This window comes from Mycolicibacterium sp. HS_4_1 (assembly GCF_054515875.1).
Genome location: NZ_CM137261.1, coordinates 719289 through 741111, shown reverse-complemented (window position 1 = coordinate 741111; position 21823 = coordinate 719289). Strand labels below are relative to the sequence as shown.

The 21823-nt window shown below is 66.4% G+C and carries 24 protein-coding genes and 1 tRNA gene; 8 read left to right on the top strand and 17 right to left on the bottom strand.

What is annotated here, in order from left to right; translation table 11 throughout:
* Nucleotides 1-139: 139 nt before the first annotated feature.
* From ACX12F_RS03470 to ACX12F_RS03450, 5 genes are all read right to left on the bottom strand, one after another.
* Complete coding sequence (locus ACX12F_RS03470) at nucleotides 140-340, bottom strand: type II toxin-antitoxin system prevent-host-death family antitoxin (RefSeq protein WP_165682394.1); 201 nt, start codon at nucleotides 338-340, stop codon at nucleotides 140-142.
* Between the two features lie 49 nt (nucleotides 341-389).
* Nucleotides 390-1376: a hypothetical protein gene (locus ACX12F_RS03465; protein WP_165682395.1), complete on the bottom strand. Its 987-nt coding sequence runs from the start codon at nucleotides 1374-1376 to the stop codon at nucleotides 390-392.
* Nucleotides 1363-1881 carry a DUF6932 family protein gene (locus ACX12F_RS03460; protein ID WP_205895729.1) on the bottom strand — a complete coding sequence of 173 codons (519 nt, stop codon included), beginning with the start codon at nucleotides 1879-1881 and terminating at the stop codon, nucleotides 1363-1365. Before ACX12F_RS03460 ends, ACX12F_RS03465 begins: the two co-directional genes overlap by 14 nt.
* Before the next feature lie 79 nt (nucleotides 1882-1960).
* Nucleotides 1961-2542, bottom strand: a complete 582-nt coding sequence (locus tag ACX12F_RS03455; RefSeq protein WP_165682396.1) for a hypothetical protein — start codon at nucleotides 2540-2542, stop codon at nucleotides 1961-1963.
* A gap of 142 nt (nucleotides 2543-2684) precedes the next feature.
* Nucleotides 2685-3131: a helix-turn-helix domain-containing protein gene (locus ACX12F_RS03450; RefSeq protein WP_205895730.1), complete on the bottom strand. Its 447-nt coding sequence runs from the start codon at nucleotides 3129-3131 to the stop codon at nucleotides 2685-2687.
* A 20-nt stretch (nucleotides 3132-3151) separates the two neighbouring features.
* Here ACX12F_RS03450 and ACX12F_RS03445 point away from each other — a divergent pair, with 20 nt between their 5' ends.
* The 3 genes from ACX12F_RS03445 to ACX12F_RS03435 all read left to right on the top strand — a co-directional run bounded on the left by ACX12F_RS03445 (nucleotide 3152) and on the right by ACX12F_RS03435 (nucleotide 5764).
* Nucleotides 3152-4081 (top strand): tyrosine-type recombinase/integrase, encoded by a 930-nt coding sequence (locus ACX12F_RS03445; RefSeq protein ID WP_205895731.1) that lies wholly within the window; start codon nucleotides 3152-3154, stop codon nucleotides 4079-4081.
* Between the two features lie 7 nt (nucleotides 4082-4088).
* Nucleotides 4089-5513 carry a hypothetical protein gene (locus ACX12F_RS03440; protein ID WP_205895732.1) on the top strand — a complete coding sequence of 475 codons (1425 nt, stop codon included), beginning with the start codon at nucleotides 4089-4091 and terminating at the stop codon, nucleotides 5511-5513.
* Between the two features lie 178 nt (nucleotides 5514-5691).
* Nucleotides 5692-5764: transfer RNA gene (locus tag ACX12F_RS03435), tRNA-Arg, on the top strand.
* An 88-nt stretch (nucleotides 5765-5852) separates the two neighbouring features.
* Here the strand turns inward: ACX12F_RS03435 and ACX12F_RS03430 are convergent.
* From ACX12F_RS03430 to ACX12F_RS03410, 5 genes are all read right to left on the bottom strand, one after another.
* Complete coding sequence (locus ACX12F_RS03430; RefSeq protein WP_459368298.1) at nucleotides 5853-7679, bottom strand: SLC13 family permease; 1827 nt, start codon at nucleotides 7677-7679, stop codon at nucleotides 5853-5855.
* A gap of 28 nt (nucleotides 7680-7707) precedes the next feature.
* On the bottom strand, nucleotides 7708-7878 hold the full coding sequence (locus tag ACX12F_RS03425) for a hypothetical protein (RefSeq protein ID WP_459368297.1): 171 nt from the start codon (nucleotides 7876-7878) through the stop codon (nucleotides 7708-7710).
* A gap of 76 nt (nucleotides 7879-7954) precedes the next feature.
* A complete protein-coding gene (locus ACX12F_RS03420; RefSeq protein WP_459368296.1) occupies nucleotides 7955-8491 on the bottom strand; it encodes a CHAP domain-containing protein in 537 nt (178 codons plus the stop codon).
* 147 nt (nucleotides 8492-8638) lie between these two features.
* Nucleotides 8639-9229 carry a GNAT family N-acetyltransferase gene (locus ACX12F_RS03415; RefSeq protein ID WP_459368295.1) on the bottom strand — a complete coding sequence of 197 codons (591 nt, stop codon included), beginning with the start codon at nucleotides 9227-9229 and terminating at the stop codon, nucleotides 8639-8641.
* Nucleotides 9226-9636 (bottom strand): hypothetical protein, encoded by a 411-nt coding sequence (locus tag ACX12F_RS03410; RefSeq protein ID WP_459368294.1) that lies wholly within the window; start codon nucleotides 9634-9636, stop codon nucleotides 9226-9228. The genes ACX12F_RS03415 and ACX12F_RS03410 overlap by 4 nt, the downstream gene beginning before the upstream one ends.
* Nucleotides 9637-9690: 54 nt before the next feature.
* On the opposite strand from ACX12F_RS03410, the gene ACX12F_RS03405 reads away from it, so the two are divergent.
* Nucleotides 9691-10167 carry a cupin domain-containing protein gene (locus ACX12F_RS03405; RefSeq protein WP_459368293.1) on the top strand — a complete coding sequence of 159 codons (477 nt, stop codon included), beginning with the start codon at nucleotides 9691-9693 and terminating at the stop codon, nucleotides 10165-10167.
* A gap of 5 nt (nucleotides 10168-10172) precedes the next feature.
* The gene (locus ACX12F_RS03400) at nucleotides 10173-11852 is read left to right on the top strand and encodes an NAD-binding protein (protein ID WP_459368292.1); all 1680 of its coding nucleotides are present in this window, start codon (nucleotides 10173-10175) and stop codon (nucleotides 11850-11852) included.
* An 8-nt stretch (nucleotides 11853-11860) separates the two neighbouring features.
* Here ACX12F_RS03400 and ACX12F_RS03395 read toward each other — a convergent pair whose 3' ends face one another.
* A complete protein-coding gene (locus ACX12F_RS03395; RefSeq protein WP_459368291.1) occupies nucleotides 11861-12121 on the bottom strand; it encodes an Rv2628 protein family in 261 nt (86 codons plus the stop codon).
* A gap of 109 nt (nucleotides 12122-12230) precedes the next feature.
* Between ACX12F_RS03395 and ACX12F_RS03390 the strand changes: the two genes are divergently transcribed.
* Genes ACX12F_RS03390 through ACX12F_RS03380 form a run of 3 tightly spaced genes read left to right on the top strand, consistent with a single transcriptional unit; the run spans nucleotide 12231 to nucleotide 15813 of the window.
* Entirely contained in the window at nucleotides 12231-13430 is a 1200-nt protein-coding gene (locus ACX12F_RS03390; protein WP_459368290.1) for an acetyl-CoA acetyltransferase, read from the top strand.
* Nucleotides 13427-14923, top strand: a complete 1497-nt coding sequence (locus ACX12F_RS03385; RefSeq protein ID WP_459368289.1) for a carotenoid oxygenase family protein — start codon at nucleotides 13427-13429, stop codon at nucleotides 14921-14923. Before ACX12F_RS03390 ends, ACX12F_RS03385 begins: the two co-directional genes overlap by 4 nt.
* A complete protein-coding gene (locus tag ACX12F_RS03380; protein WP_459368288.1) occupies nucleotides 14923-15813 on the top strand; it encodes a winged helix-turn-helix transcriptional regulator in 891 nt (296 codons plus the stop codon). Before ACX12F_RS03385 ends, ACX12F_RS03380 begins: the two co-directional genes overlap by 1 nt.
* Before the next feature lie 42 nt (nucleotides 15814-15855).
* Here ACX12F_RS03380 and ACX12F_RS03375 read toward each other — a convergent pair whose 3' ends face one another.
* The 6 genes from ACX12F_RS03375 to ACX12F_RS03350 all read right to left on the bottom strand — a co-directional run bounded on the left by ACX12F_RS03375 (nucleotide 15856) and on the right by ACX12F_RS03350 (nucleotide 21805).
* Complete coding sequence (locus ACX12F_RS03375) at nucleotides 15856-16626, bottom strand: VOC family protein (RefSeq protein ID WP_459368287.1); 771 nt, start codon at nucleotides 16624-16626, stop codon at nucleotides 15856-15858.
* Nucleotides 16627-16765: 139 nt separating this feature from the next.
* Nucleotides 16766-17203: a type II toxin-antitoxin system Rv0910 family toxin gene (locus ACX12F_RS03370; RefSeq protein WP_459368286.1), complete on the bottom strand. Its 438-nt coding sequence runs from the start codon at nucleotides 17201-17203 to the stop codon at nucleotides 16766-16768.
* Nucleotides 17204-17205: 2 nt separating this feature from the next.
* Nucleotides 17206-17427 (bottom strand): antitoxin, encoded by a 222-nt coding sequence (locus ACX12F_RS03365; protein ID WP_459368285.1) that lies wholly within the window; start codon nucleotides 17425-17427, stop codon nucleotides 17206-17208.
* Nucleotides 17428-17476: 49 nt separating this feature from the next.
* Complete coding sequence (locus tag ACX12F_RS03360; protein ID WP_459368284.1) at nucleotides 17477-19885, bottom strand: HAD-IC family P-type ATPase; 2409 nt, start codon at nucleotides 19883-19885, stop codon at nucleotides 17477-17479.
* A 76-nt stretch (nucleotides 19886-19961) separates the two neighbouring features.
* Nucleotides 19962-21071, bottom strand: a complete 1110-nt coding sequence (locus tag ACX12F_RS03355) for an MBL fold metallo-hydrolase (RefSeq protein ID WP_459368283.1) — start codon at nucleotides 21069-21071, stop codon at nucleotides 19962-19964.
* Nucleotides 21071-21805 (bottom strand): enoyl-CoA hydratase, encoded by a 735-nt coding sequence (locus ACX12F_RS03350; RefSeq protein ID WP_459368282.1) that lies wholly within the window; start codon nucleotides 21803-21805, stop codon nucleotides 21071-21073. Before ACX12F_RS03350 ends, ACX12F_RS03355 begins: the two co-directional genes overlap by 1 nt.
* Nucleotides 21806-21823 lie beyond the last annotated feature (18 nt).

Below are 21823 nucleotides of genomic sequence, written 5' to 3'. Positions count from 1 at the left end.
ACTTGACGGTCGGCGAGGTCGGGCTCGTCGATATCCCAACGGCCACCGCCCGCGTTCTCGCACGTCCCCGAGGTCCGCCGTTAATCCGTGCCCGCATATATGCTCTGGGGCTATCAAGGTGCGGACTCAGCGAGTCATGCTATTGATTTTCTGCTGCACGTGATTTCGCAGCGTCGCCCGTGTCGTCGGACGGCTGCGCAGGTGTCGCCCGTTCTGTCCATGCGTCGTAGTCTTCGGCGGATACCAGCACTGCGTCGCCGGTTCCCGACCTAATGAGTAACTGATCGTGGTTGGTGATGACGTGATCCAGCAGCTCCTCCCAACGGCACGGTGCCTCCACGATCTCGGGGGGAATGCCACGTAGTGCGTTCGGAAGGCGCGCCGGTGCGCTATCCCGGTGGGTCGAGCCTGTCGAAGGACTGTGCTGTGTAGGTGGTTTTTGTGTTGCCGCCGGGTGTTGTTTCAGTTTTCATGATGGCCCGCACGCGAATTCGTTCACCTACGGCCAGTCCTCGGGTTTGGCTCGGATCGATGCGGCCGAGTTTGACCGTAACGGGGTCCCCGTCGTCTTGTTGGATCACCCAGGCACTCACCGCGGATACAGTGAGATATTCACCGGTGACGACCACCGGCTGTTCGTCAAGGTTGGCATGTTCGACGACATAAGCCATGTGTCGGGCGGCGCGGGCGGTGACGCTGACCCGTCGCGTTGCCCGTGACGGCTGCCTCCAGTCGATGTCGACGTCAAAGTCGGCGCGGTCCAACGTTTTTGCCAGATCGCGCACAGCCGAGGCCGTACGCGGGCCCATATCGCCGAGCTGGTGGACAAACGCGGACTGCTCCGGTTCGGGTCCGATGTCGTTGCCGGCGGTGAAGACATCGATGGCCGCGCCGACGGCGGTGTCGAGCATCTGGTCGTCGGTTTCGAATTCGTCGAGCATCCCCGCTGGTCCCGCCTCGTCGGCCGGAGCAACCGCCGGCATGAAGGTCAGGATGATCGAACCGGGCGCGGGTGCGGTGGTCAACAGCAGCTCGGTGCGTCGCTTAATGTCGGCATTGGGCTTGCGGCCCAACGCTTTATCACCTGTCTGTGCTGCACCGACCGCGGTTGCCAAGCGTTGAAGTCCGGTCATAACGCGGGCGACCTCAGTCACCCGGGCTGCCGAACCGGTCACACCGTCGCCGGAGATACGGATACTGCCTTCGGATCCCAGGGTTCGACCGATTGGCTCACGGTCGCGCATGGACTCGATCCCGATCCGAGACAGGTCCTCAGCGGTGGTCCACTCCGGCAACGTCGCAGCGAATTCAGGATCCGCTGTCGCGGCCAACAATGCTTCCTGTAGCCGGTCGAGCTCCTCTTCAGGTGAAGTCACGAATGATCACCTCCACATAGCCGCGCCGCGGGAACGCGTCTTCACGGACCGGTTCCGCGCCACGCGCACCGGAGGCCAGGCGCTGCACCTGATCATCCATCTCGCCACGAAACATCGTGTAGGTGGAGTAGTACTCGTCTCGGTAGCGCATGTCGGGTTGGCAGTGCCAGTGCAACAGCCGGGTATCGACCCTCACCCCCAAGGCTTCGTGCACTTTGCCCGGTGCGGCGAAAGCGCTCAGCGCTTTTGCCACCGGCGGGTGCACACCGGCGCTGTTCACTTCGATGTCTTCAGCCCAGTAGACGCACTGCACCCATTCCGGCTCGGGTGCATCAGAGACGAACGGGCCGTGCAGCCAGACGGCGTTCACCGGAACCAGGCGCTCCAATACTTTGGTCGCCGACGTCCAGTCTCGCCACAATTCGGCGCGGCGCTCGCCGCGGCCGGCCACGAACCGGGCGTGCAACTCGTCTGTGGTCGCCCGGTAACGCCCCGGCGGCAACATTCCGTCTGGCCCCAACTCTGGTAACACCGCCCACCCCCGTTGTGTGTCGGCCCCGCGCCCCACGGAGCCCTCCCCGGATTCAGCCGACGGTGCACACCATCGATGCCGCACCGTCGGCTGGCGGCACATCGCTATCGATCACGCCGTCGCCAACTGTATTGAACTGCGCCACAGTGGTTTCGTCGATCGCGGCAATCACTGCACGGGCCGCTAACGCTAACGGCTGGTCGGCCAAACCGCTGTCGGCCAGCGCCGCCTCCAATTGGTCCCGCGCCGCCAGCAATGCGCCGAAGCCAGGTGCGGCAGCGGGAGCCTGTGAGGCAACGAACGCGCGTAGCAACTCGTCGAGGGCACGGCGCTGGCGGGTGTCCATGCGCTGCGCTTCGGCGGGCAGTTCATAGCGGTCGGCTGCCGGTGGGCGTACGCCCACCGCCGCGAAAGCTGTTGCCTCAGGCACTTGGGCGAGATAGGCAATAGCCCGGATGGAGGCGTCGGTGGGCCGGGACGCGTACGTGCCCTGGCGCAAGCGGTTGAGGGTGGCGTGGGAAATATCGTGGCCAGCCTGCTGCGCAACCTCCGCCAAGCGCCTGCCGGACGCTCCACCATTGCGCTTGACCGCGATTTCGATCAGGTCCATCAACGATTTGCTGGTCTTGGCCATCACCGCACCTGCCTTATATCTGCGACGGAGTTGCGCGCCTGCTGGCTCCTTATTGTTCTGCCACATGTAACACGAGTCAAGCGCAACACGCCGCGCAGCTTCACCCGCAAACGCTTTCACGATTTGTATCGTGACATACGTGTCATGTGTCACCAAATCGGACGTCGTCCTCGTTATCCGCCGGCGGTCGCCACAGCGGTCGCCCCAGGGCATGCTCGAGCTTGGCCAGGGTTCCAATGTCACACAGCACCGCGCCGGCCAGAATCCGCCCGATCGTGGTGTGGGCCACGCCGGTGGCCGACGCCAGGGCTCGCTGACCAGTCCGCGTTTCAGCCATCACCACGCGCAGAGTCCTAGCCAGGTGTTGAGCCGCGGCCGCCGACGGCGGCGCGTCGGCGGTCAGTTTCCCGTCAGGCCACGCGCCTGCAGCCAGATAGGTAATAGGCGGTTGATCGCCATGGCTGCGCGACATGAGCCGACGATAGCGCTCGCGCCCCTGGTCGGGCTGTGTGCCGTCGATCACCCTGGCCAGCGTGGGCTTGGTGCATATATGCACCACGTGCGAGGGTGCCGCGGTGACTTTACCCATTCACCTTTTGGACACCTGTCATGAGTGCGCAATTAACCTTGCCGCTGCCGTGGGGCCCGGCCATGGCTGAGGGCAGCCTGGTCACCGCCGTGGACACGGTCGTCGCCGCCTGGACCGTTGACGGCACCATGTCCGAGCAGACGCTGGACAAATTCGCCTTACTCGCACGCCGATTCACCCGGTTCGCCGCGGCCTACGACATCACCACCCTCGCCGGCGCCGACGAGGACCTGGTCACCAAATTCGTTGCCGCCAAAGGCCGCACCCGCCACGGCACGGTCGGCACAGCAGCGGTGGCGACCATGCACAACCGCCGCGCGGCCCTGCGCGCATTCTTCCGCACCGCCCGCCAGCTCGGCCTGACGCTCGATGACCCCACCACCGACATCGCCGTGCCCGACCGCGAAGCGACCACCTTGCGGCCTTTGCGCGACGACGAGGCGGCGCTGGTGCGGCTGTTCTCCGAGCACGCCACGCCCACCCGGCACGCCGCCACCACCGCGATGCTGCTGGCCGGGGCGCACACCAGCGAGCTCGGCTTCATCGCCATCGCCGACATCGACACCACCGCCCACACCGTCCGGGCACATGGCTCCAGCAAGCACCGCGCCCGCCGCCTGCCCCTGGACACCTGGGCCCGCCGGGTGATCGACGAACGCATCACTTATCTGACCGACCGTGGTCTCGGCCCCGACACGATCGTATGCACCGGGTCCGATGGGTCCGACGCCCAGCGCCAAGCCAGGGTGTGCGTCACCGTCCGCGATGTGCTGACCCGCGCCGGACTGACCGGCAACGCCGGCATCAAGCCGTCTTCGCTGACCGCCTACGCCGCGCGCTGCGTGTTCGAGGACACCGGACGTGTCGAAGCTGCAGCCCAACTCATCGGATCCGGCTCCCTCGATGGCACCGCGACCCTCATCGGCTACCAGTGGCGCCAGGACGACTGATCGTCCCATGACTGCCCAGCACCGTTCGTCGCGCCGCACCCGCGCCAACGCCTACGGTGCCCACCGCATCAATCAGCACGAGCGCGACGCGATCCCCACCCCGTTCGACCACACACTGCTGGAAATCGAACGGGTCCATGCCATCGCGTCCTACCCGGCGTTGTACAAGATCGCCGATCTGATCCCCGATCGCCCTGCCAACAGCCCCGGGCGGCCGGCGCACTATCCACCCTGGGTCTCGGTGATACACCGAGCGCTGCAGGGAGTGTTCGGTAGCGCCAACATGGCCAGCCGGGTCATGGGCAATTCCGAGTACTGGCAGATGTTCCGCGACCAGGCCGCCAAATTCGGCAAGACCGCCCGCGCCAAACCACCACGACGGCACCACCACGTGTACGCGCAGGAGCGTCTCGATGCCCACGTCGACGCGCTACACCAGGGAATGATCGACGCCGCCGCCACACTGGCCCACCAACTCGGCTGTCTTAGGCCAGATAAGCGCGTCTCTCGCACCAAGCCGAGCCGCGGGCAGTTCGTCACCGCCGACGGCACCGTCCTGGCGGCACCCGAACGTCCATCCACGACCGAGAAGAAGAAAGCCAAGGGCAGGGCCACCGTCCACGCCGGCTTTGAAGTCGAACGCGGCGAGGACTCCAAAGCATGGAGCTACGGCACCAAGTTCGCCATCATGAGCACACGCCCGGACAACACCCGCAATCTGCGCGTCGTCCTCGACACCATGCCCGTTCCGCCAGGCAAAGGCTACAAAGGTGAAGCAGGCATCGCCCTGAAAATGCTCGACCGTCTCAACGCCCGCCCTGACCTACGCATCGACGGCATCTGCTACGACGGCGCCTTCCGCGGCACCCACATCGACCACGTGATGAAACGCGGCATGATCGCCCTGGTCCCCACACACGCCGGCACCGCTGTGCCCACCGCATTCGGCACCATCAAATGCGGCTGCGGAGACGACCACGAACTCTGGACCGACAAGGGCAGACTGCACGAGCGGACCATCCTGGACACCGGTGAAACCCATCTCCATCCGTTGCCCGTGACCCGCGTCTTCGACCGCCACACTCCCAGAGGCACCTACCGCTGGTACATCGAATTCGCGCCCCTCTGCGGAACCGTGACCAAAGTACGCATCGATAACACCGAAGACGATGACAAAAAGGGCTACAAGCGCGCCGAGCACCTGCGCCAATTCACCAAAACCGAAGAAGGCACCAGCCTCTACGACCGCTGCTACGGATGGCGCGAAGACTCCGAATCACTCAACAACACCCTCGACCGCACCCTCTACGGCGGCCGCATGCCCGCACACTCCGCCACCCGACAACACGGTGTGATGATCGGATTTGCCTTGGGCCGCAACGCAATCGCCGCATACCTGCATCAAAAACAGCAGCAGCGTAAAACCGCCTGAACACCCCACAGGGGATAGATCTACCCGCAGGCCAGTCACATACAACTCACCCCTCACACCGACCACGCCAGCATCACAATCACCGCGTCGACGCGAGCCCAAATACCGTCACCGCCAGTTCGCCGTCTAGCATGAGTCGTCCCTTAGGGTTTTAGACACCTATTCCGATAGGTCCCCCGCCCCCGTAGCTCAGGGGATAGAGCACGGCTCTCCTAAAGCCGGTGTCGCAGGTTCGAATCCTGCCGGGGGCACTTTTTCCGCGTCGCTTCGCCGAGCGTGTGGGCTTCCTAGACCCGTCTCGGCGTGTCGTCTCGTCAACCCCCACGCTCGGCGTGGGCGCTAACCCGGCAGGTAGATCAGCCTGGCCAGGACCACCGTGATCACCATGGTCAGCGCAAGAAGCGGTACGCCGACCTTGGCGTAGTCGGCGAACTTGTAGCCGCCGGGCTCCATCACCAGCATGTTTGTCGGCGACGACACCGGGGTGACGAACGCGGCGGAACACGCGATGGCGACCGTCATCGCAAACCCCTGCGGCGAGACGTGCAACGCTTGCGCCGCTTCGATGGCCACCGGCGCGATGAGCACCGCCGTCGCAGAATTCGAGACGAACAGCGCGACCACCGCCGTCACCAGGAACACCACCGCGAGCATCGCGGACGGCCCGAGGTCGCCAAGTGTCTGCACCAGATGGTTGGCGATGAGCGTCGTCGTCCCGGTCTTGGCCAACGCGGTGGCCAGCGGCAACATGCCCGCGATCAGGACCAAGGTGTTCCAGCTGATCAACCGGTAAATGCTGTCGACGCGGACACAGCCCGCGGCGACCATGGCCAGCGCCGCGAGCAGCGCCGCGGCGGCGCCGGGAAGCCAGCCGAGCGCCATACACGCAACCATGGCAACCAGGATTGCCACCGCAGCCCGCGCCCGGCCCGGCGCCACCAGTCGCTCCTGATACTCGGTGGGCATGTTCAGCAGGATGAAATTCCGGCGCGTATCACTGAGCTGCTCGATGTCATCCCAACTGCCGCCGACCAGCAGTGCGTCACCGAAGTCGAGCGTGCGACCAGGCAAGTCCTCGGTGATCGATCGGCCGCGGTGCCGGATGGCCAAGACTGTCACCCTGTGCGCGGTGGCCAGGTCCAGGTCGGCGAGGGTGCTGCCGATGGACTTCGATTCCGGCGCAAGCATCACCTCGGCGACGCCGGCGATCTGCAGCACCTCACGGCGCTCGTCCTCGGCGCGCGGACCGGTCACCTGGCAACGAAGGTCTGCTGCCACCGCGGCAGTCTGCTCCGCGTCGATGAGCGTGAAGACCAGATCGCCTGCCTCAAAGATCGTTTCGGGCTGCGGCGATAGATATCGGGGAGTGCCGCGGTCGCGCTTTTCGAAGCCGAGGAGATCGAGTCCATAGCGGTCGCGCAGTAATTTTCGTTGCGCGGCAACCGATTGTCCGACCAACGGCGAGTCCGCTGACACGTGCAGCAAGTGCCACCGCGTCTTCAGGCCGTAGGACTCGAGCACGTCGAAGGTGGACGCGCCCTCGGCGTCGGCGGATCCGGTTCGGTTGCGGCTCAACAGGTTGAGACCGATCACCAACATGAATACGACGCTCACGGCGAGCGCGGCCACACCGAACGGCGTGAATCCGAAGAACCCGAGCGTTGGAGTGATGCCCCGCTGAGTGAGTAGCCCCTCGATAATGACGTTGGGTGACGACGCAATTGACGTCATCATGCCGCTGATCATGACCGCGACGCACAACGGCATCAGCATCCGTTTGCGATTCAACCCCGTCTTCGCCGTGATCGTGACAACCACGGGAATGAGCATCGAGACGATCGCCGACGAATTCATGACCGAGCCAATGCCGGCGGCCAACACCATGACCAAGGCGACGAGCCGGGATTCGCTGCGGCCACCGACCTTGACGATGAACTCGCCGAGGCGCTGAGTGACCCCGGTGTTGACCAAACCCGCACTGACGATGAAGATTCCCGCCAGCAGAATCACCACCGGCGAGCCGAAGCCGGCCAGCGCCTCGGTCGGTGTCAGCACTCCGCTGATCATCAACGCGACCACCACCAGTAGGCCGACGAGGTCTGCGCGCGGACGCCCCCACACAAACAGGCCGACCGCACCGGCCATGATGGCAACCACGATCCACATGTGGTGAGTCACTGGCGCAGCAGCACTATCAGTTGGCCGACTTCATGAACCGCAGGTAGCACGCTCCGAATATCAGCACGATCCCGATGTTCGCCGTCAAGCGGGGCCAAAAATGGTGACGAAACAGCAGAACGTCGACGCCCACGATGATCGCGATCATCGTCACCGCGTAGGCCGCGAGCAATACCTGTTTGCCCATGCCTTGTTTCTACTCCGAAGCGCTGGGTTCCAAGGCTGGAACGCACCGACCAGCCGCCGGCGGTTGGTGCTGGAGCCTAGGGCAGCAGGATGTAGCTCATCCCCGGGACGTGCTGGGTGTCGCGGGTCCACCAGGCGAACGGGCCACCGTGCGACTCGTTGTTCATCTCCGTGATGTTGATCGAGCGGCCGGACACCGAATTCACCCACGCCACATGGCCGTACTCGCTGACGCCAGGCAACTCGGACGGATACACCGCGATGGACCGGACCTGCGGTTCGTCCACGACTGTCCAGCCACGAGACCGGGCAGAGTCGGCCCATAGCTTGGCGTTGCCGTGGATGTCCGGGTAATAACCCACGTTCTCGAAGGCCTTTTGCAGTGCACCCCAGGTGCATTGACCGGGCCCGCCGGAGTTCGAAGCCTGAACCGCACCCATGGTTCGGGCGGGACCGGAAGACTGTTGGCCAACGGGTTGGCCGGACTGCTGTCCGTAGCCGGTCGGGTCGATGAACACCGGGGAATCGGCGTTGCCAGGTGGCGCCGTCAGTACCCCTGCGGCGGCGATCAAAGCAGCCGCCAGCGTGCCACCCACATACGACTTGAAGCTCATGGCGTACATCCGTCCCCCCGATCAAGCGAACGAACCGATGCTTTGATCAAATCACAATTCGGTCACGATTAGACACAAATTCAAAAACATGGCTTGGCAAACTGTCAAGTTTTGCTCAAGAGATGCTGATCACTGGGTTGGAGTGCGCTACCGGTCCAACCGGAATAGCAGGTTGTTCCGCACTGCCGGCCATTCGACATCGAGGATCGAATACACGACGGTGTCGCGCCGGGAGCCGTCACTGAGCAACTGATGTGAGCGCAGCACCCCGTCGAGCTTGGCTCCGAGCCGCTCAATTGCCGCGCGACTCGCCGTGTTGAAGAAGTGGGTTCGGAGCTCCACTGCTATACAGTCGAGCGCTTCGAAAGCGTGCCCGAGCAGTAGCAGCTTGGCTTCGGTGTTCACGCCGGTCCGCCGAACCGACTCCGCATACCAGGTGGCACCGATCTCCAGACGCCGGTTGGGACCGTCCGCGTTCAGGTAGCTGGACGACCCGATGAGCCGGCCGTCGAGCGAGCGCACGACGAACGTCAGGCCGGTATCGGGCCGCTGCACGGCCAAGCGGGTCCGTACCCACTCCCCCGCGGTCGCCGGCGACGGCGCAGACGTGAACCACAACCGGCCCGGGTCCCCATCGGCGGCGGCCTCGGCGATCTCCGGTACGTGATCCTCGGTCAGCGGCTCCAACGAGACCCAGCGCTGTCCCGTCAGCGCCACCGGCTCGACGAACCCCATCACGAACGCCAGGCGACGACCGAGGCCAGCACCGAGAGCACGATCGCGAGCACGGCCGCCGCCAAACCCACGTACAACCCGTACGACGCGACCACGGGGCTGTGCACGTACAGCACGTGATACCAGATGCCCAGCGCGGCCAGCCCCGCCGAAAGCACAAGGGCCACAACAGAAGCAACGCGCGCAGAGAGCCGGCGCGCGGCCATCGCAGCCGCCACCAGCAGGCACGACGACAGCAGGACCATCAGTTGGCCGACCCCGAAACCCGGTGGCGGGACGGTGATGTGCCCGACCTTGCCGCCGACGGCGTTCGCGTGCCCCGCGGGGCTCGACAGCCAGGGCAGCCAGGCACTGACCAGCAGCACCACCGCGCACAGTGCCACGATCCAGGCGGGCCGCAACCGTTCCATGACATGAGCGTATCGATCAGCCGACGCCGCCATCGGGCCGTAGCCTCAAGTGCCATGACGGATCTCCCCGATTGGGCGCGGCAGCTGGAACTGTCGCCGCATCCGGAAGGCGGCTGGTACCGCGAGACGTGGCGCAGCGAGCTGACCATCCCGCAGTCCGCGCTGCCCGCGCAGTATTTCGGCCCGCGCAGCGCCGGGACGGCGATCCTGTTCCTGCTGATGCCCGGCCAGCAGTCCGCCTGGCACACCGTGCACAGCGCCGAATTGTGGCTGTTCCACCGGGGCAGTCCGCTCCTGCTGGAGGTCGGGGCCGACCGGACCACCGCCAACACTGTGCTGCTCGGCGCGGATGTCGCGGCGGGCGAGCAGCCGCAGGCCTTGGTCCCGCCCGGCCACTGGCAACGCGCCCGGCCGCAGCCCAGGCGAGCGGAGCGACGGGGAGATGCAGATGACGAGCCCACCTTGGTGAGCTGCGTCGTGGTGCCCGGCTTCGACTTCGCCGACTTCGCGCTCACTCCGGCAGGTCGGTAGGGCTTATGGAGGGGCACGTCATCGTCTGCGGTACCGACGCGCTGGCCAACCGCATCACCGAGGGGCTGCATGCCGCAGGCGCGACGGTGGTGGCGATCCATGAACCCGCCGGCCTCAAGCAGGCCATGGTCGCCAGTGCCGCAGCCATCGTGTGTGCCGGTGACGACGACGCCATCAACCTCGAAATCGCGCTGTTGGCAAGGCAGGTCAACCCCACCGTCCGGGTGGTGACCCGGCTGGCCAACACCGTGCTGCGCGCCGCGGTCGCCCAGGACAACGGTCCCGGCGCGGTCCTCGACGTCGCCGACCTCGCAGCGCCTTCGGTCGTGGAGGCCTGCCTGGCCCGCACCACGCACACCATCTCGGTGGCCGGGGTGGATTTCGTCATCTCCGGCACCGAGGCCCCGCGCGACGCCACGTTGCGGGAGATGTTCGGCGACCTCGCCCCGGTCGCCGTCATCGGCGGTGAGAACTCAGAGTCCCCCGGTGAGGTGACACCCTGTCCTGGAAGGGATTTCAAGGTTCGCGCCGGGGACTGGACCGCCATGATCGGCACCGCCGAGGAATTGGCCAACGCCGGCATCACGGTGCCACGCCCATTGACCAGCCGCACACACCGCCCATGGCCACGCCGGGTGATCGACGCACTGCGCGTCATCCGCGACGACATCAACCCCATTTTCTGGTGGGCCCTCGGCACGTCGGCGTCGCTGCTGCTCGGGTCGACGGCGCTGCTGCGCTTCGCGTACCGCAACCCGACCGGCATGAGCTGGATCGATGCGCTGTACTTCTCGACCGAGACCATCGCGACGGTCGGCTACGGTGACTTCAGTTTCCTGCACCAACCAACGTGGTTGCGGCTGTGGGGTATTGGGCTCATGTTCGCCGGCGTCACCACGACGGCCATCCTGGTCGCGTTCGTGGCCGACGCGCTGCTGTCCCGTCGTCTCGGCAATTCGTCCAGCCGCCGGCGGGTCCAGCACCTGCGTAACCACGTCGTGGTGGTGGGGCTCGGCTCGTTCGGTATCCGCGTCGTCAGCGACCTGACTGCAGCGGGCTACGACGTCGCCGTCATCGAACTCGATGAGTCCAGCCGGTACCTGGCGCAGGCCGCGCAGTTGGACGTGCCGGTGATCTTCGGCGACGCCACCCTGCGGCAGACGCTGGAGCTGGCGCGGCTGGACCGGGCCCGCGCCGTCGCGGTGCTGACCCAGGACGACATGGTCAACATCGAGACCGGCATCGTGCTGCGCGAGATGCTCAGCACCCGCATGCTGCCCGAGATCGACCGCCCCCATGTCCCGCTGGTGCTGCGGATCTATGACCGCACGCTCGGGGCTGCGGTGGCCCAGCGTTTCGGCTTCGGCCATGTCCGGTCGACGGTCGAGCTGGCGACCCCGTGGTTCGTCGGTGCGGCGATGGGCTTACAGGTGCTGGGCACGTTCTCGGTGGGCCAGCAGTCGTTCACCGTCGGCGGCGTCCACGTCGACGCGGGCAGCGCACTCGACGGCATGCGGATGGCCGAGGTGCCGACACAGATCCGGGTCATCGCCATCACCCGGGATGGGGTCACTCGTCGCAGGCCGCGTCGCGACACCCAGCTGTGCGCGGGCGACACCGCGTATCTGGTCGGCCCGTATCGCGAGCTGATCGATACGCTGCTGACCGGCCAGCGGACGACGTAACGCCACGATCAGGCGGCGATCATCAGGTCGATGGACAGCTGGTCGCAGATGGTGTGGGTGGTCGGCCAGTCGCCCCGCTGCGTCGCGCGGGCAAGTTCCTCGGTGAGCGGGCTCTGCACGTCCAGCTCGGCCAGCCAACCGGCGACGGTCGCCGCGACGCGGTCTGCGGTGACACCCACAGCGTGGCGATCGTGGAGCTGGTCGACGATCTCGTAGGTCGGCCCGAAGGTGATAGCTGCCCGGTGCTGGTGCCGCCAATGGATGTTCATGTCGGTAAGAGCGCCGAGCACCTGGAACTACGACACTTTTCCGGGAACTTTTTGAGCCCATCTCATCGAGGTATTCAGTCACTCTCTTAGTTGTAGTAACGTGCCGGCAATGGACGTCTGGATCCTCGGCGGCTACCAGAGCGATTTCGCCCGCAACCTGCACCGAGAAGGTCTGGATTTCGCCGATCTGACCGCTGAGGTGGTCCGCGAAACCCTGACCGCGGCCAAGACGCGGGCCGCCGATATCGGCGTCGTCCACGTCGCGAACGCATTCGGCGAGATGTTCACCGCGCAAGGTCACCTGGGCGCCATGCCGGCCACCGTCGACGAGGGGTTCTGGGACACCCCCGCGACCCGGCATGAGGCAGCGTGCGCATCCGGCAGCGTCGCGACCCTCGCGGCGATGGCCGATCTGCGTTCCGGCGCCTATGACAGCGCGCTGGTCCTCGGCGTCGAGCTGGAGAAAACCGTGCCCGGGGACACCGCCGCGCAGCACCTCGGCGCCGCGGCGTGGGCCGGCCACGAGGGCACGGACGCAAAATTCATGTGGCCGTACATGTTCAGCCTCGTGGCCGACGAATACGACCGCCGTTACGGTCTCGACGACATCCATCTCGACGCGATCTCGGGGCTGAACTACGCCAACGCGAAGGCCAACCCGAACGCCCAAACCCGCTCCTGGTCGGTTGACCCACGGTCCAATCCGCCTGTCGAGGGCCGCATCCGGCGGTTGGACTGCAGCCAGTTGACCGACGGCGGCGCCGCCGTGGTCCTGGTGAACGACACCTACCGGCGTAATCACCCCGCGGTCCGGCCCATCGCCCGCATCGACGGCTGGGGCCACCGCACCGTCGGACTGGGGTTGCAGCACAAGCTCACCCGCTCCGCCGCCGACCCGTACGTCCTGCCCCACGTGCGCCGCGCCGCCCTCGACGCATTCGAACGGGCGCGAATCGGCCTTGACGATCTCGACGGCGTCGAAGTGCACGACTGCTTCACGCCCAGTGAGTATCTGGCGATCGACCACCTGGGTCTGACCGGACCCGGCGACTCGTGGAAAGCCATCGAGAACGGCGACATCGAGATCGGCGGGCGACTGCCGGTCAATCCCAGCGGCGGGCTGATCGGCGGCGGACATCCGGTTGGTGCGTCAGGAGTCCGCATGCTGCTCGATGCCGCCAAGCAAGTCAGCGGCACCGCCGGCGCATACCAGGTCGAAGGTGCAAAAACCTTCGGCACCTTGAACTTCGGTGGGAGCACCGCCACCACCGTCAGCTTCGTCATCGGGTCCGCCCAGGAGGTCTCATGAACACCGGCGTCGTCGCCAAGTACCTGTCCACGCTGCCCGAAGATGACGACCACCCGTACCGCACCGGAGCCTGGCGACCACAGACCACCGAGTGGGACGCGGACGACCTACTGGCCGTCGAAGGCGAAATTCCCGCCGACCTGGACGGGGTGTACCTACGCAACACCGAGAACCCGCTGCACCCGGCGTTCACGTTCTACCATCCGTTCGACGGCGACGGCATGCTGCACATCGTGGGCTTCCGAGACGGAAAAGCCTTCTACCGCAACCGATTCGTGCGCACCGATGGCCTGCTCGCCGAAATCGAGGCGGGTGGCCCGCTGTGGCCGGGCATCGCCGAACCCGTCGAACTGGCCCAACGCGAACACGGTTGGGGCGCCCGCACCTTCATGAAGGACGCCTCGAGCACCGACGTGACGGTGCACCGCGGCATGGCGCTCACCAGCTTCTACCAGTGCGGCGACCTGTATCGCATCGATCCGTACACCGGAGACAACCTGGGCAAGGAGGACTGGCGCGGCGGCTTCCCCACCGATCTCGGGGTGTCGGCGCATCCGAAGTCCGATGACCACACCGGCGAGCTGCTGTTCTTCAACTACGGCAAGCAGGCGCCGTACCTGCACTACGGCGTCGTCGACGAGAACAACGCGCTGGTGCACTACGTCGACGTCGAGCTACCGGGGCCGCGGCTGCCCCACGATATGGCGTTCACCGAAAACTACGTGATTCTCAACGACTTTCCGTTGTTCTGGGATGCGGAGTTGCTGAAGCACAACGCGCACATCCCACGCCTGCACCGGGACCTCCCATCGCGGTTCGCCGTCCTCCCGCGCCGCGGGAGCGCCGACCAGGTGCGCTGGTTCGAAGCCGACAGCACCTACGTCCTGCACTTCACCAATGCCTACGAGGACGGCGAAGAGATCGTGCTCGACGGGTTCTTCCAAGGCGAGCCCGCGCCAAGCGTGGGCCTCGAGAACGGCATGGATCCCAAGTGGCAGCGCGTCTTTCGCGGCCTGTCCCTCGACGGCATGCAGACGCGGCTGCACCGCTGGCGGTTCAACCTCGCCACCGGGCAGACCCGGGAGGAGCAATTGTCCGACAGCATCACCGAATTCGGGATGATCAACTCCGCCAATGCGGGCCGCGACTATCGATACACCTACGCCGCAACCGGGAAATCCGGCTGGTTCCTGTTCGACGGACTGGTCCGGCACGACCTGCACACCGGATCCGAACAACGATTCACGTTCGAGGACGGCGTGTTCGGCAGCGAGACGGCCATGGCACCGCGTGTGGGCAGCGTCGGCGAGGACGACGGCTACCTGGTCACCATCACCACTGATATGAACGCCGACGAATCCTATTGCCTGGTATTCGACGCAGCGCGGGTCTCCGACGGGCCGGTGTGCAAACTTCAGCTGCCGGAACGCGTCTCGAGTGGCACGCATTCCACCTGGGCCGCCGGCGCGCAGCTGCGGCGCTGGCGCGAGTGATGGCGCCCGGCCCGGACGTCAATGCCGTGGGCCGGATGCTCGGACTGCTCGGCGACGAGTGGACCCTGCTGATCGCCCAGCAGGCCCTACTGGGCGCCACCCGCTATGCGCAGTTCGCCGACCGGCTGCCGATCTCCAACTCGGTGCTCAGCCGGCGACTGAGCATGATGACCGCGGCCGAGCTGCTGAACCGCGTTGATTACCAGTTGAATCCGCCGCGCCATGAGTATCGGCTCACGGGACGCGGCAGGTCACTCTGGCCGGTGCTGGTGTCGATCTGGGCGTGGGAGAGCCGGTGGGTGCCCGAGCACGACCTTCCTGCGATGCGGCACGGACTGTGCGGCCAGGAGTTCTCCCCTGCCCTGACCTGCCGGGCCTGCGGCAGCCTGGCCGACGAGAAAAGCCTTGTCGCGCAATGGGGCCCGAGCGGGTCGTGGCCACGTTCCATGCCGGTGTCGGCCACCCGACGGCGCTCGCACGCCGATCGCAGCGCCCAAGCCGATCTGTTCCCGCAGACCATGAACATCCTCGGTAATCGATGGGCGTTCGCGACGATGGTCGCCACGTTCGTGGGGACCACCCGGTTCACCGATTTCGCCGAACAACTCGGCGCCCCACCGGGATCACTGGCCGACCGGTTGCAGATCCTGGTGGCCAATGACGTGATGGCGGCCGGCGACGGCCGATACCGGCTCACCGAGAAAGGGCGGGCGGTGCTGCCGATCATCGTCACCGCGCTCGACTGGGCGCAGCGGTGGTTCACCGCGCCGGAAGGCCCGGCGGTGATCCTCACCCACTCGCGGTGCGCACAGGAGTTCCATGCCGAACTGGCGTGTGACCAGTGCCGGGAGTCGCTGCGCGGGTCTGAGATCGAGCAGCGTCCAACGTGAAGAAGGTGGCGAGAACGTTCTCACCACCTCCCCCACGCGCGATCAGTCCTTCAGCGAGGACAGGTTGAACGCCGCACCGGTGCGATCGGTGACCGCCGCCAGCCGCCCATACGGGGTGTCCTCGGCGGCGCGCACCACGGAGCCGCCGTTGGCGGTCACCAGTTCGACGGTCTTGTCGACGTCGTCGCTGCCGAGGAAGAAGTTCCACGTGGAACGGTCCAGGCCCGGGATCACCGTGCCATCCATCACGCCGATCAAAGGGGTGCCGTCGAAGCTGGCTGTGCTGTAGCGGAACTCGTCGGTGTCGGACTCGGTCTGGAGCTGCCAGCCGAAGACCGCGGTGTAGAACTCGCCGGCCTTGGCGAAGTCCGTCGTGGTGAGCTGGAACCACACCGGGGCGCCGGCTTCCTCGTACGCTTCGAAGCCCTGGTGCCCGGCCGGCTGCCACAGTCCGAAGAAGGCGCCCGTCGGGTCGGTGAGCATCGCCATCCAGCCCTTCTCGGGTACCTCCATGGCTGGGATGCAGGTGGTGGCGCCGGCGGCGACCGCGGCGTCGATGGAGGACTGGATGTCGGCGGTGTGCAGGTACACGGTCCAGGCGTCGGGGGCGTTCCAGTCCGGATCGCTGGCCATCATGCCGCCGACGTAGCGGCCGTCGCGCCGGGCATTGACGTAACCGCCGTAGTCGGCTCCCGGGTTTTCGTAGTCCCAACCCATCACGGCGCGGTAAAACGCCTGGGCGCCGGCCACATCAGAGGTGGCGAGGTCGATCCAGACGGGTGCGCCCAGCGGGGTTGCGGTACGAGTGGCCATGATGTTCTCCCTAGACGAGTGACGGGGTGGTCATCGGTACAGACAAGCACCCCGGCGAAAACTCATCGCGGAGCCGCCAACGGAAGAAGGTGGCGAGAATCTCGAGAATTCTCGCCACCTTCTTGCGCTCGGACGGGGTCTACACCGACGCGAACAGCGCCTTGAACTTCTCCAGCGAGTGGTGGATGTCGGACCGCAGCGCGGCCGCCACCACCATGCCGATGGGGCCGAACAGGGCCGGACCACCCAGGTGGACGTCGAACGCCACGTTCGAACCGGCTTCGGCCGGCGTGATCTTGGCCATCAACTTGACCCGGACGCCGCCCTTGCCGACACCGTTGAGGGTCAACGACCCCGGCGGGTTGTAGTGCACGATGGTCCAGTCGACCCGGTTCAGCATGCCCTTGACCTCGACGACGGACGAGATCTGCGTGCCCTTGCCCAGGGCCTCGGGCAGCGTGCTCCGCCACATGCGGTGGATGGACAGCCAGTCGTCGTACCGGGAGAGGTCCGACGCTGCCTCCCATGCCTTTTCCGGGGACAGGGGTACTTCGATAGAACTTGCGAGCTTTGCCATGACTACTGCTGTTCTTGCGTCCCCTCGGCCGACGGCGCGGCGGGAGCCTCAGCAGGCTGCTCGCCGGCCACAGCCTTCTTGGCGGCTTCCTGAGCGCTGTCGACGACGCTCTTGAACTTGCCGTCGGTCTTCTCGTCGACGATGTCGCCGACCTTCTCGATGGCGGCCTCGACCTTGTCGGCGTTCTGCGCCGCCAGGTCCTTCACCTTGTCCAGAAATCCCATGATTCCCACCCTATCTATTGCCGGATTGTCCGGTGAACGTCCTTATTGTTCATGCCTCGTCGGTTCGCCACAACCGCCGCGGTTCGCCCAGCCAGCGGCCCTGCAGCCACCACAGCACCTCGATCGCACCGGCGCCGACCAGGCCGATTCCGACGGCCGCCGAGGTCAGCGCCAGGTTCGACGAATCGAGCATGAACTGTTGCTGCGCCCAGGGAATCGAAAATATCACCACGTATGCCAACGCCGACGCGGCGACCAGGGCCACGCGCCACCACTCGTACGGCCGGGCCACCACCGCCAGCACCCACACCGCGGACACCAGCAGCGTGATCAGGGCGGCCGTGGACGCCTGGTTCTGCTGAACCTCGTCGGCGTATTTCCCGTGGTAGGCCAGCAGGTACGAGGTGAACGTCGCGGCACCGACCACCAGGCCCGACGGCAGCGCGGCCGTCATCACCCGGCGCACGAAACCGTGGTGTGCCCGTTCATTGTTCGGCGCCAGCGACAGGACGAACGCCGGAATGCCGATGGTGAACCAGGCCGCGATGGTGACGTGGATGGGCTGGAACGGATACAGCACGGGCTCGGTGCCGAAGAACCTGGCCGACAAGCCCGCCAGCCCGACGAGCACGGCCAGCAACACCGAGTAGACCGTCTTGGTCAGGAACAGGTTCGAGACCCGCTCGATGTTGCCGATGACCCGGCGCCCCTCCCCCACCACATAGGGCAGGGTCGCGAACTTGTTGTCCAGCAGCACAATCTGCGCGACGGCGCGGGTCGCCGAACTGCCCGAGCCCATCGCGACACCGATGTCGGCGTCCTTGAGCGCCAGGACGTCGTTGACGCCGTCGCCCGTCATTGCGACGGTGTGGCCGCGCGACTGCAGCGCATGCACCATGGCGCGCTTCTGGTCCGGCCGGACACGGCCGAAAGTGGTGTACTCACTGACGGTTTCGGCCAGCTGCTCCGGGTCGTCCGGCAGATGCCGGGCATCGAGCGTCTCGCCGTGCAGGCCGAGCGACCCGGCTACCGCGCCCACCGACACCGCGTTGTCGCCGGAGATCACCTTGACCGAGACATGTTGATGCGCAAAGTACTCCAGCGTCTCGCCGGCATCGGGGCGGACGCGCTGCTCCAGGGTCACCAGCGCCGCGGGGGTTACCTCACCGGGCGCGTCGGGAGCGTCCACGGGGCGGTCCGAGGAACCCAGCAGCAGCACCCGCAGGCCTTGTGCGCCAATCTGTTCGGCTTGCTCGGCCTCGGGTGAACCAGCGGCGAGCAAGACGTCGGGCGCGCCGAGCACCCAGTTGCCGTGCTCGCCGTAGGACACCCCGCTCCACTTGGTCGCCGATTTGAACGGTGCGTTCGCGGTCTGGGTCCAGCCCGGCGGCAGCTTGTAGGCCTCGGCGATGGCGGCCATGCTGGCGTTGGGCCGGACGTCGTCGGCCGCCATCTGGGCCAGCACCGCCGCCGCGTCGTCCGAGGTGAATGTGCTGAGATCGCTGACCCGCATCCCGTTTTCGGTCAGCGTCCCGGTCTTGTCGGCGCACACCACGTCGACCCGGGCCAGACCCTCGATGGCCGGCAGTTCCTGCACCAGGCATTGGCGCCGGCCCAGTCGAACCACGCCGACGGCGAACGCCAGGGACGTCATCAGCACCAGGCCTTCGGGCACCATGGGCACCAGCGCGCCGACGGTTCGCAACACCGACTCTTTCCAGCCCACGCCGGTGACGGTGAACAGCTGGGTGTAGATGATCAACGCGCCGGCCGGCCAGAGCAGGTAGGTGATGAACTGCAAGATGGTGTTGATGCCGCTGCGCAGCTCGGACTTGACCAGGGTGAACTTGCTTGCCTCGTCGGCCAATTGGGCCGCGTAGGCCTCGCGGCCGACCTTGGTGGCGCGGTAGGAACCGCTGCCGGCCACCACGAAGCTGCCCGACATGACGGTGTCGCCGGGGTTCTTGTCGATGGCGTCGGCCTCACCGGTGAGCAGCGACTCGTCGACCTCGAGGTTGGCGCCTGCCAGGACGATTCCGTCGACCACGATCTGATCGCCCGCGCCGAGCTCGATGACGTCGTCCAGCACCACCTCTGCCGGAGACCGTTCCTGTGTGCCGGACTGCCTGCGCACCAATGGTTTTGCCTGCCCAACGATGGCCAACCGGTCCAGGGTCTGCTTGGCCCGCAATTCCTGGATGATGCCGATGGCGCTGTTGGCGACGATCAGCAGCCCGAACAGTCCGTTGATCACCGAGCCCGTCGCCAGCACGATCAGGAACAGCGTCCCGAGGATCGCGTTGATGCGCGTGAAGACGTTGGCGCGGACGATCTCCGAGACACTGCGGGCCGCCCGTGTCGGGACGTCGTTGGTCTGGCCGGCCGCAACGCGTTGCGCTACTTCGTCATCCGACAGGCCTGCGGCCGCCGCGGTGCGTTCCGGGTCCTCGACAGTCACGCTTCATCCCCCACAAAGTCGGGATTTGTGCACGAAAAGGTACGGTCAGCGAGCCGTATCGTGCACAAATCGCTGGTTACGGGCGCCACCACTCATCCAGCCCCGGCAGCCGCGCCGGTTCCACGCGTTGCCCCGGCATCGGCACCGCGACATCCACCGACTCGTCGCGCGCCGCGATGATCATCCGCTCGACCGGCTCGGACCAGGGGTGCGGCGCCAGCCGGAACGTCGCCCAGTGGATCGGCACCAGCAGGCCGCTGTCGGTCACATCGCGATGGGCCCGCACCGCGAACTCCGGATTCATGTGGATGTCCGGCCAGCCCGGGTGGTACGCGCCGATGGGCATCAGGGTCAGGTCGAACGGGCCGTAATCGGCACCGATGTCGCCGAAGCTCTTGGTGTAGCCGGTGTCGCCGCCGAAGAACGCCCGGTGCTGCGGGCCTATCAACGCCCAGGACGCCCACAGGGTGGTGTTGCGCGTGAGGAAGCGTCCGGAGAAGTGCCGGGCCGGTGTGCACACCAGAGTCAGCTCGCCGAGGTTCGCGCTCTGATTCCAGTCGAGTTCGACGATGCGCTCGGCCGGGATGCCCCACCAGCGCAGGTGCGCGCCGATACCGAGCGGCACGAAGAACTTGGCGCGCTGCATGCCGGCCAGCTGCGTGATGGTGTCGATGTCGAGGTGGTCGTAGTGATCGTGGCTGATGATCACCGCGTCGACCGCCGGGAGCGCCTCCAGCGGCGCGGGTACCTCGTGGAGCCGCTGCGGACCGACCGTCCGGGACGGCGAGCACCGGCGGCTCCACACCGGATCGGCCAGCACGCGGTAGCCGTCGATCTCGATCAGCGCCGAGGAGTGGCCGAACCAGGTAACCGCCAGGTCCCCGGCAGGGAGCCCGGGATCGGGTACCACCAGCGGGATGGGCATGGGCGGGCGCTGCAGCTCGCTGCTGGTCAGCAGGTCACGAACCAGGCCGGCCTGCTGTTCGCGGCTCAGCTCCGTACCCGACGGCGGCTCGAGGTTGACGAACACCCCGTCGTGATAGTTGGGCGACTCGGCAGCCACTGCGTTGATGTTCACCGGCCCGGCACCGAGTGCGGCGGGCGCTCCATTGAGTGCTCGCACCACCCAGCCACCGGCTACCAGAGCCGCCGTTCCCCACATCAGCCGCAGTGCCCGTCGCAGCATCAGGCGCCCTGGAACCTCGGCGGCCGCTTCTCGAACCGGGCCACCTGGGCCTCGATCACGTCGGGGCTGGCCCAGGCCTTGTTGAACATGCGGGTGTGTTCGCCGCGGACGGTGTCGTAGGCACCGTCGTCGTTGAGCACGCGCTTGGAGTGCGCGACCGACAGCGGGGCGTGCCCGGCGATCTCGGCAGCCCAGGCCTGGGCGTCGGCCAGGGTGCCGGCGCGGTTGATCATGCCGGTCAGCAGCGCGGTGTCGAAGTCGAGCCGTTCGGCGGCGATCAACATGCCACGGGCCCGGCCGTGCCCGACCAGCGACGTCAGCCGGCGAATGCTCCAGTTGTCCAGCGCCAGGCCATATTTGGCGATCGGGAACTGGAAGTACGTGCCCGGGGCCGCGACCCGCAGGTCACAGATCATGGCGAGGATGACGCCGGCGCCGATCGCCGGGCCGTTGAGCGCCGCGATGATCGGGATCGGGCTGGCATCGATGGCCAGGTTCAAGGCCAGTGCCTTGTCCGGCAGTTCCTTGGCCACGCCCTCGGCATCGGAGAGGTCGGCGCCCGCGCTGAACACGGTGCCCTGCCCGGTCAACACGATCGCGCGGGTGTCGGCCGGTGAGGCCTTCTCGATCTCTTCACGCACGCCGTCGACGAGTGCGCCGTTGAGCGCGTTGCGTCGCTCGGGTCGCTGCATTTCCAGGGTCAGGACATTGCCGTCCCGGGTCACTCCGATCATTCGGCCAGCCTAAGCGGT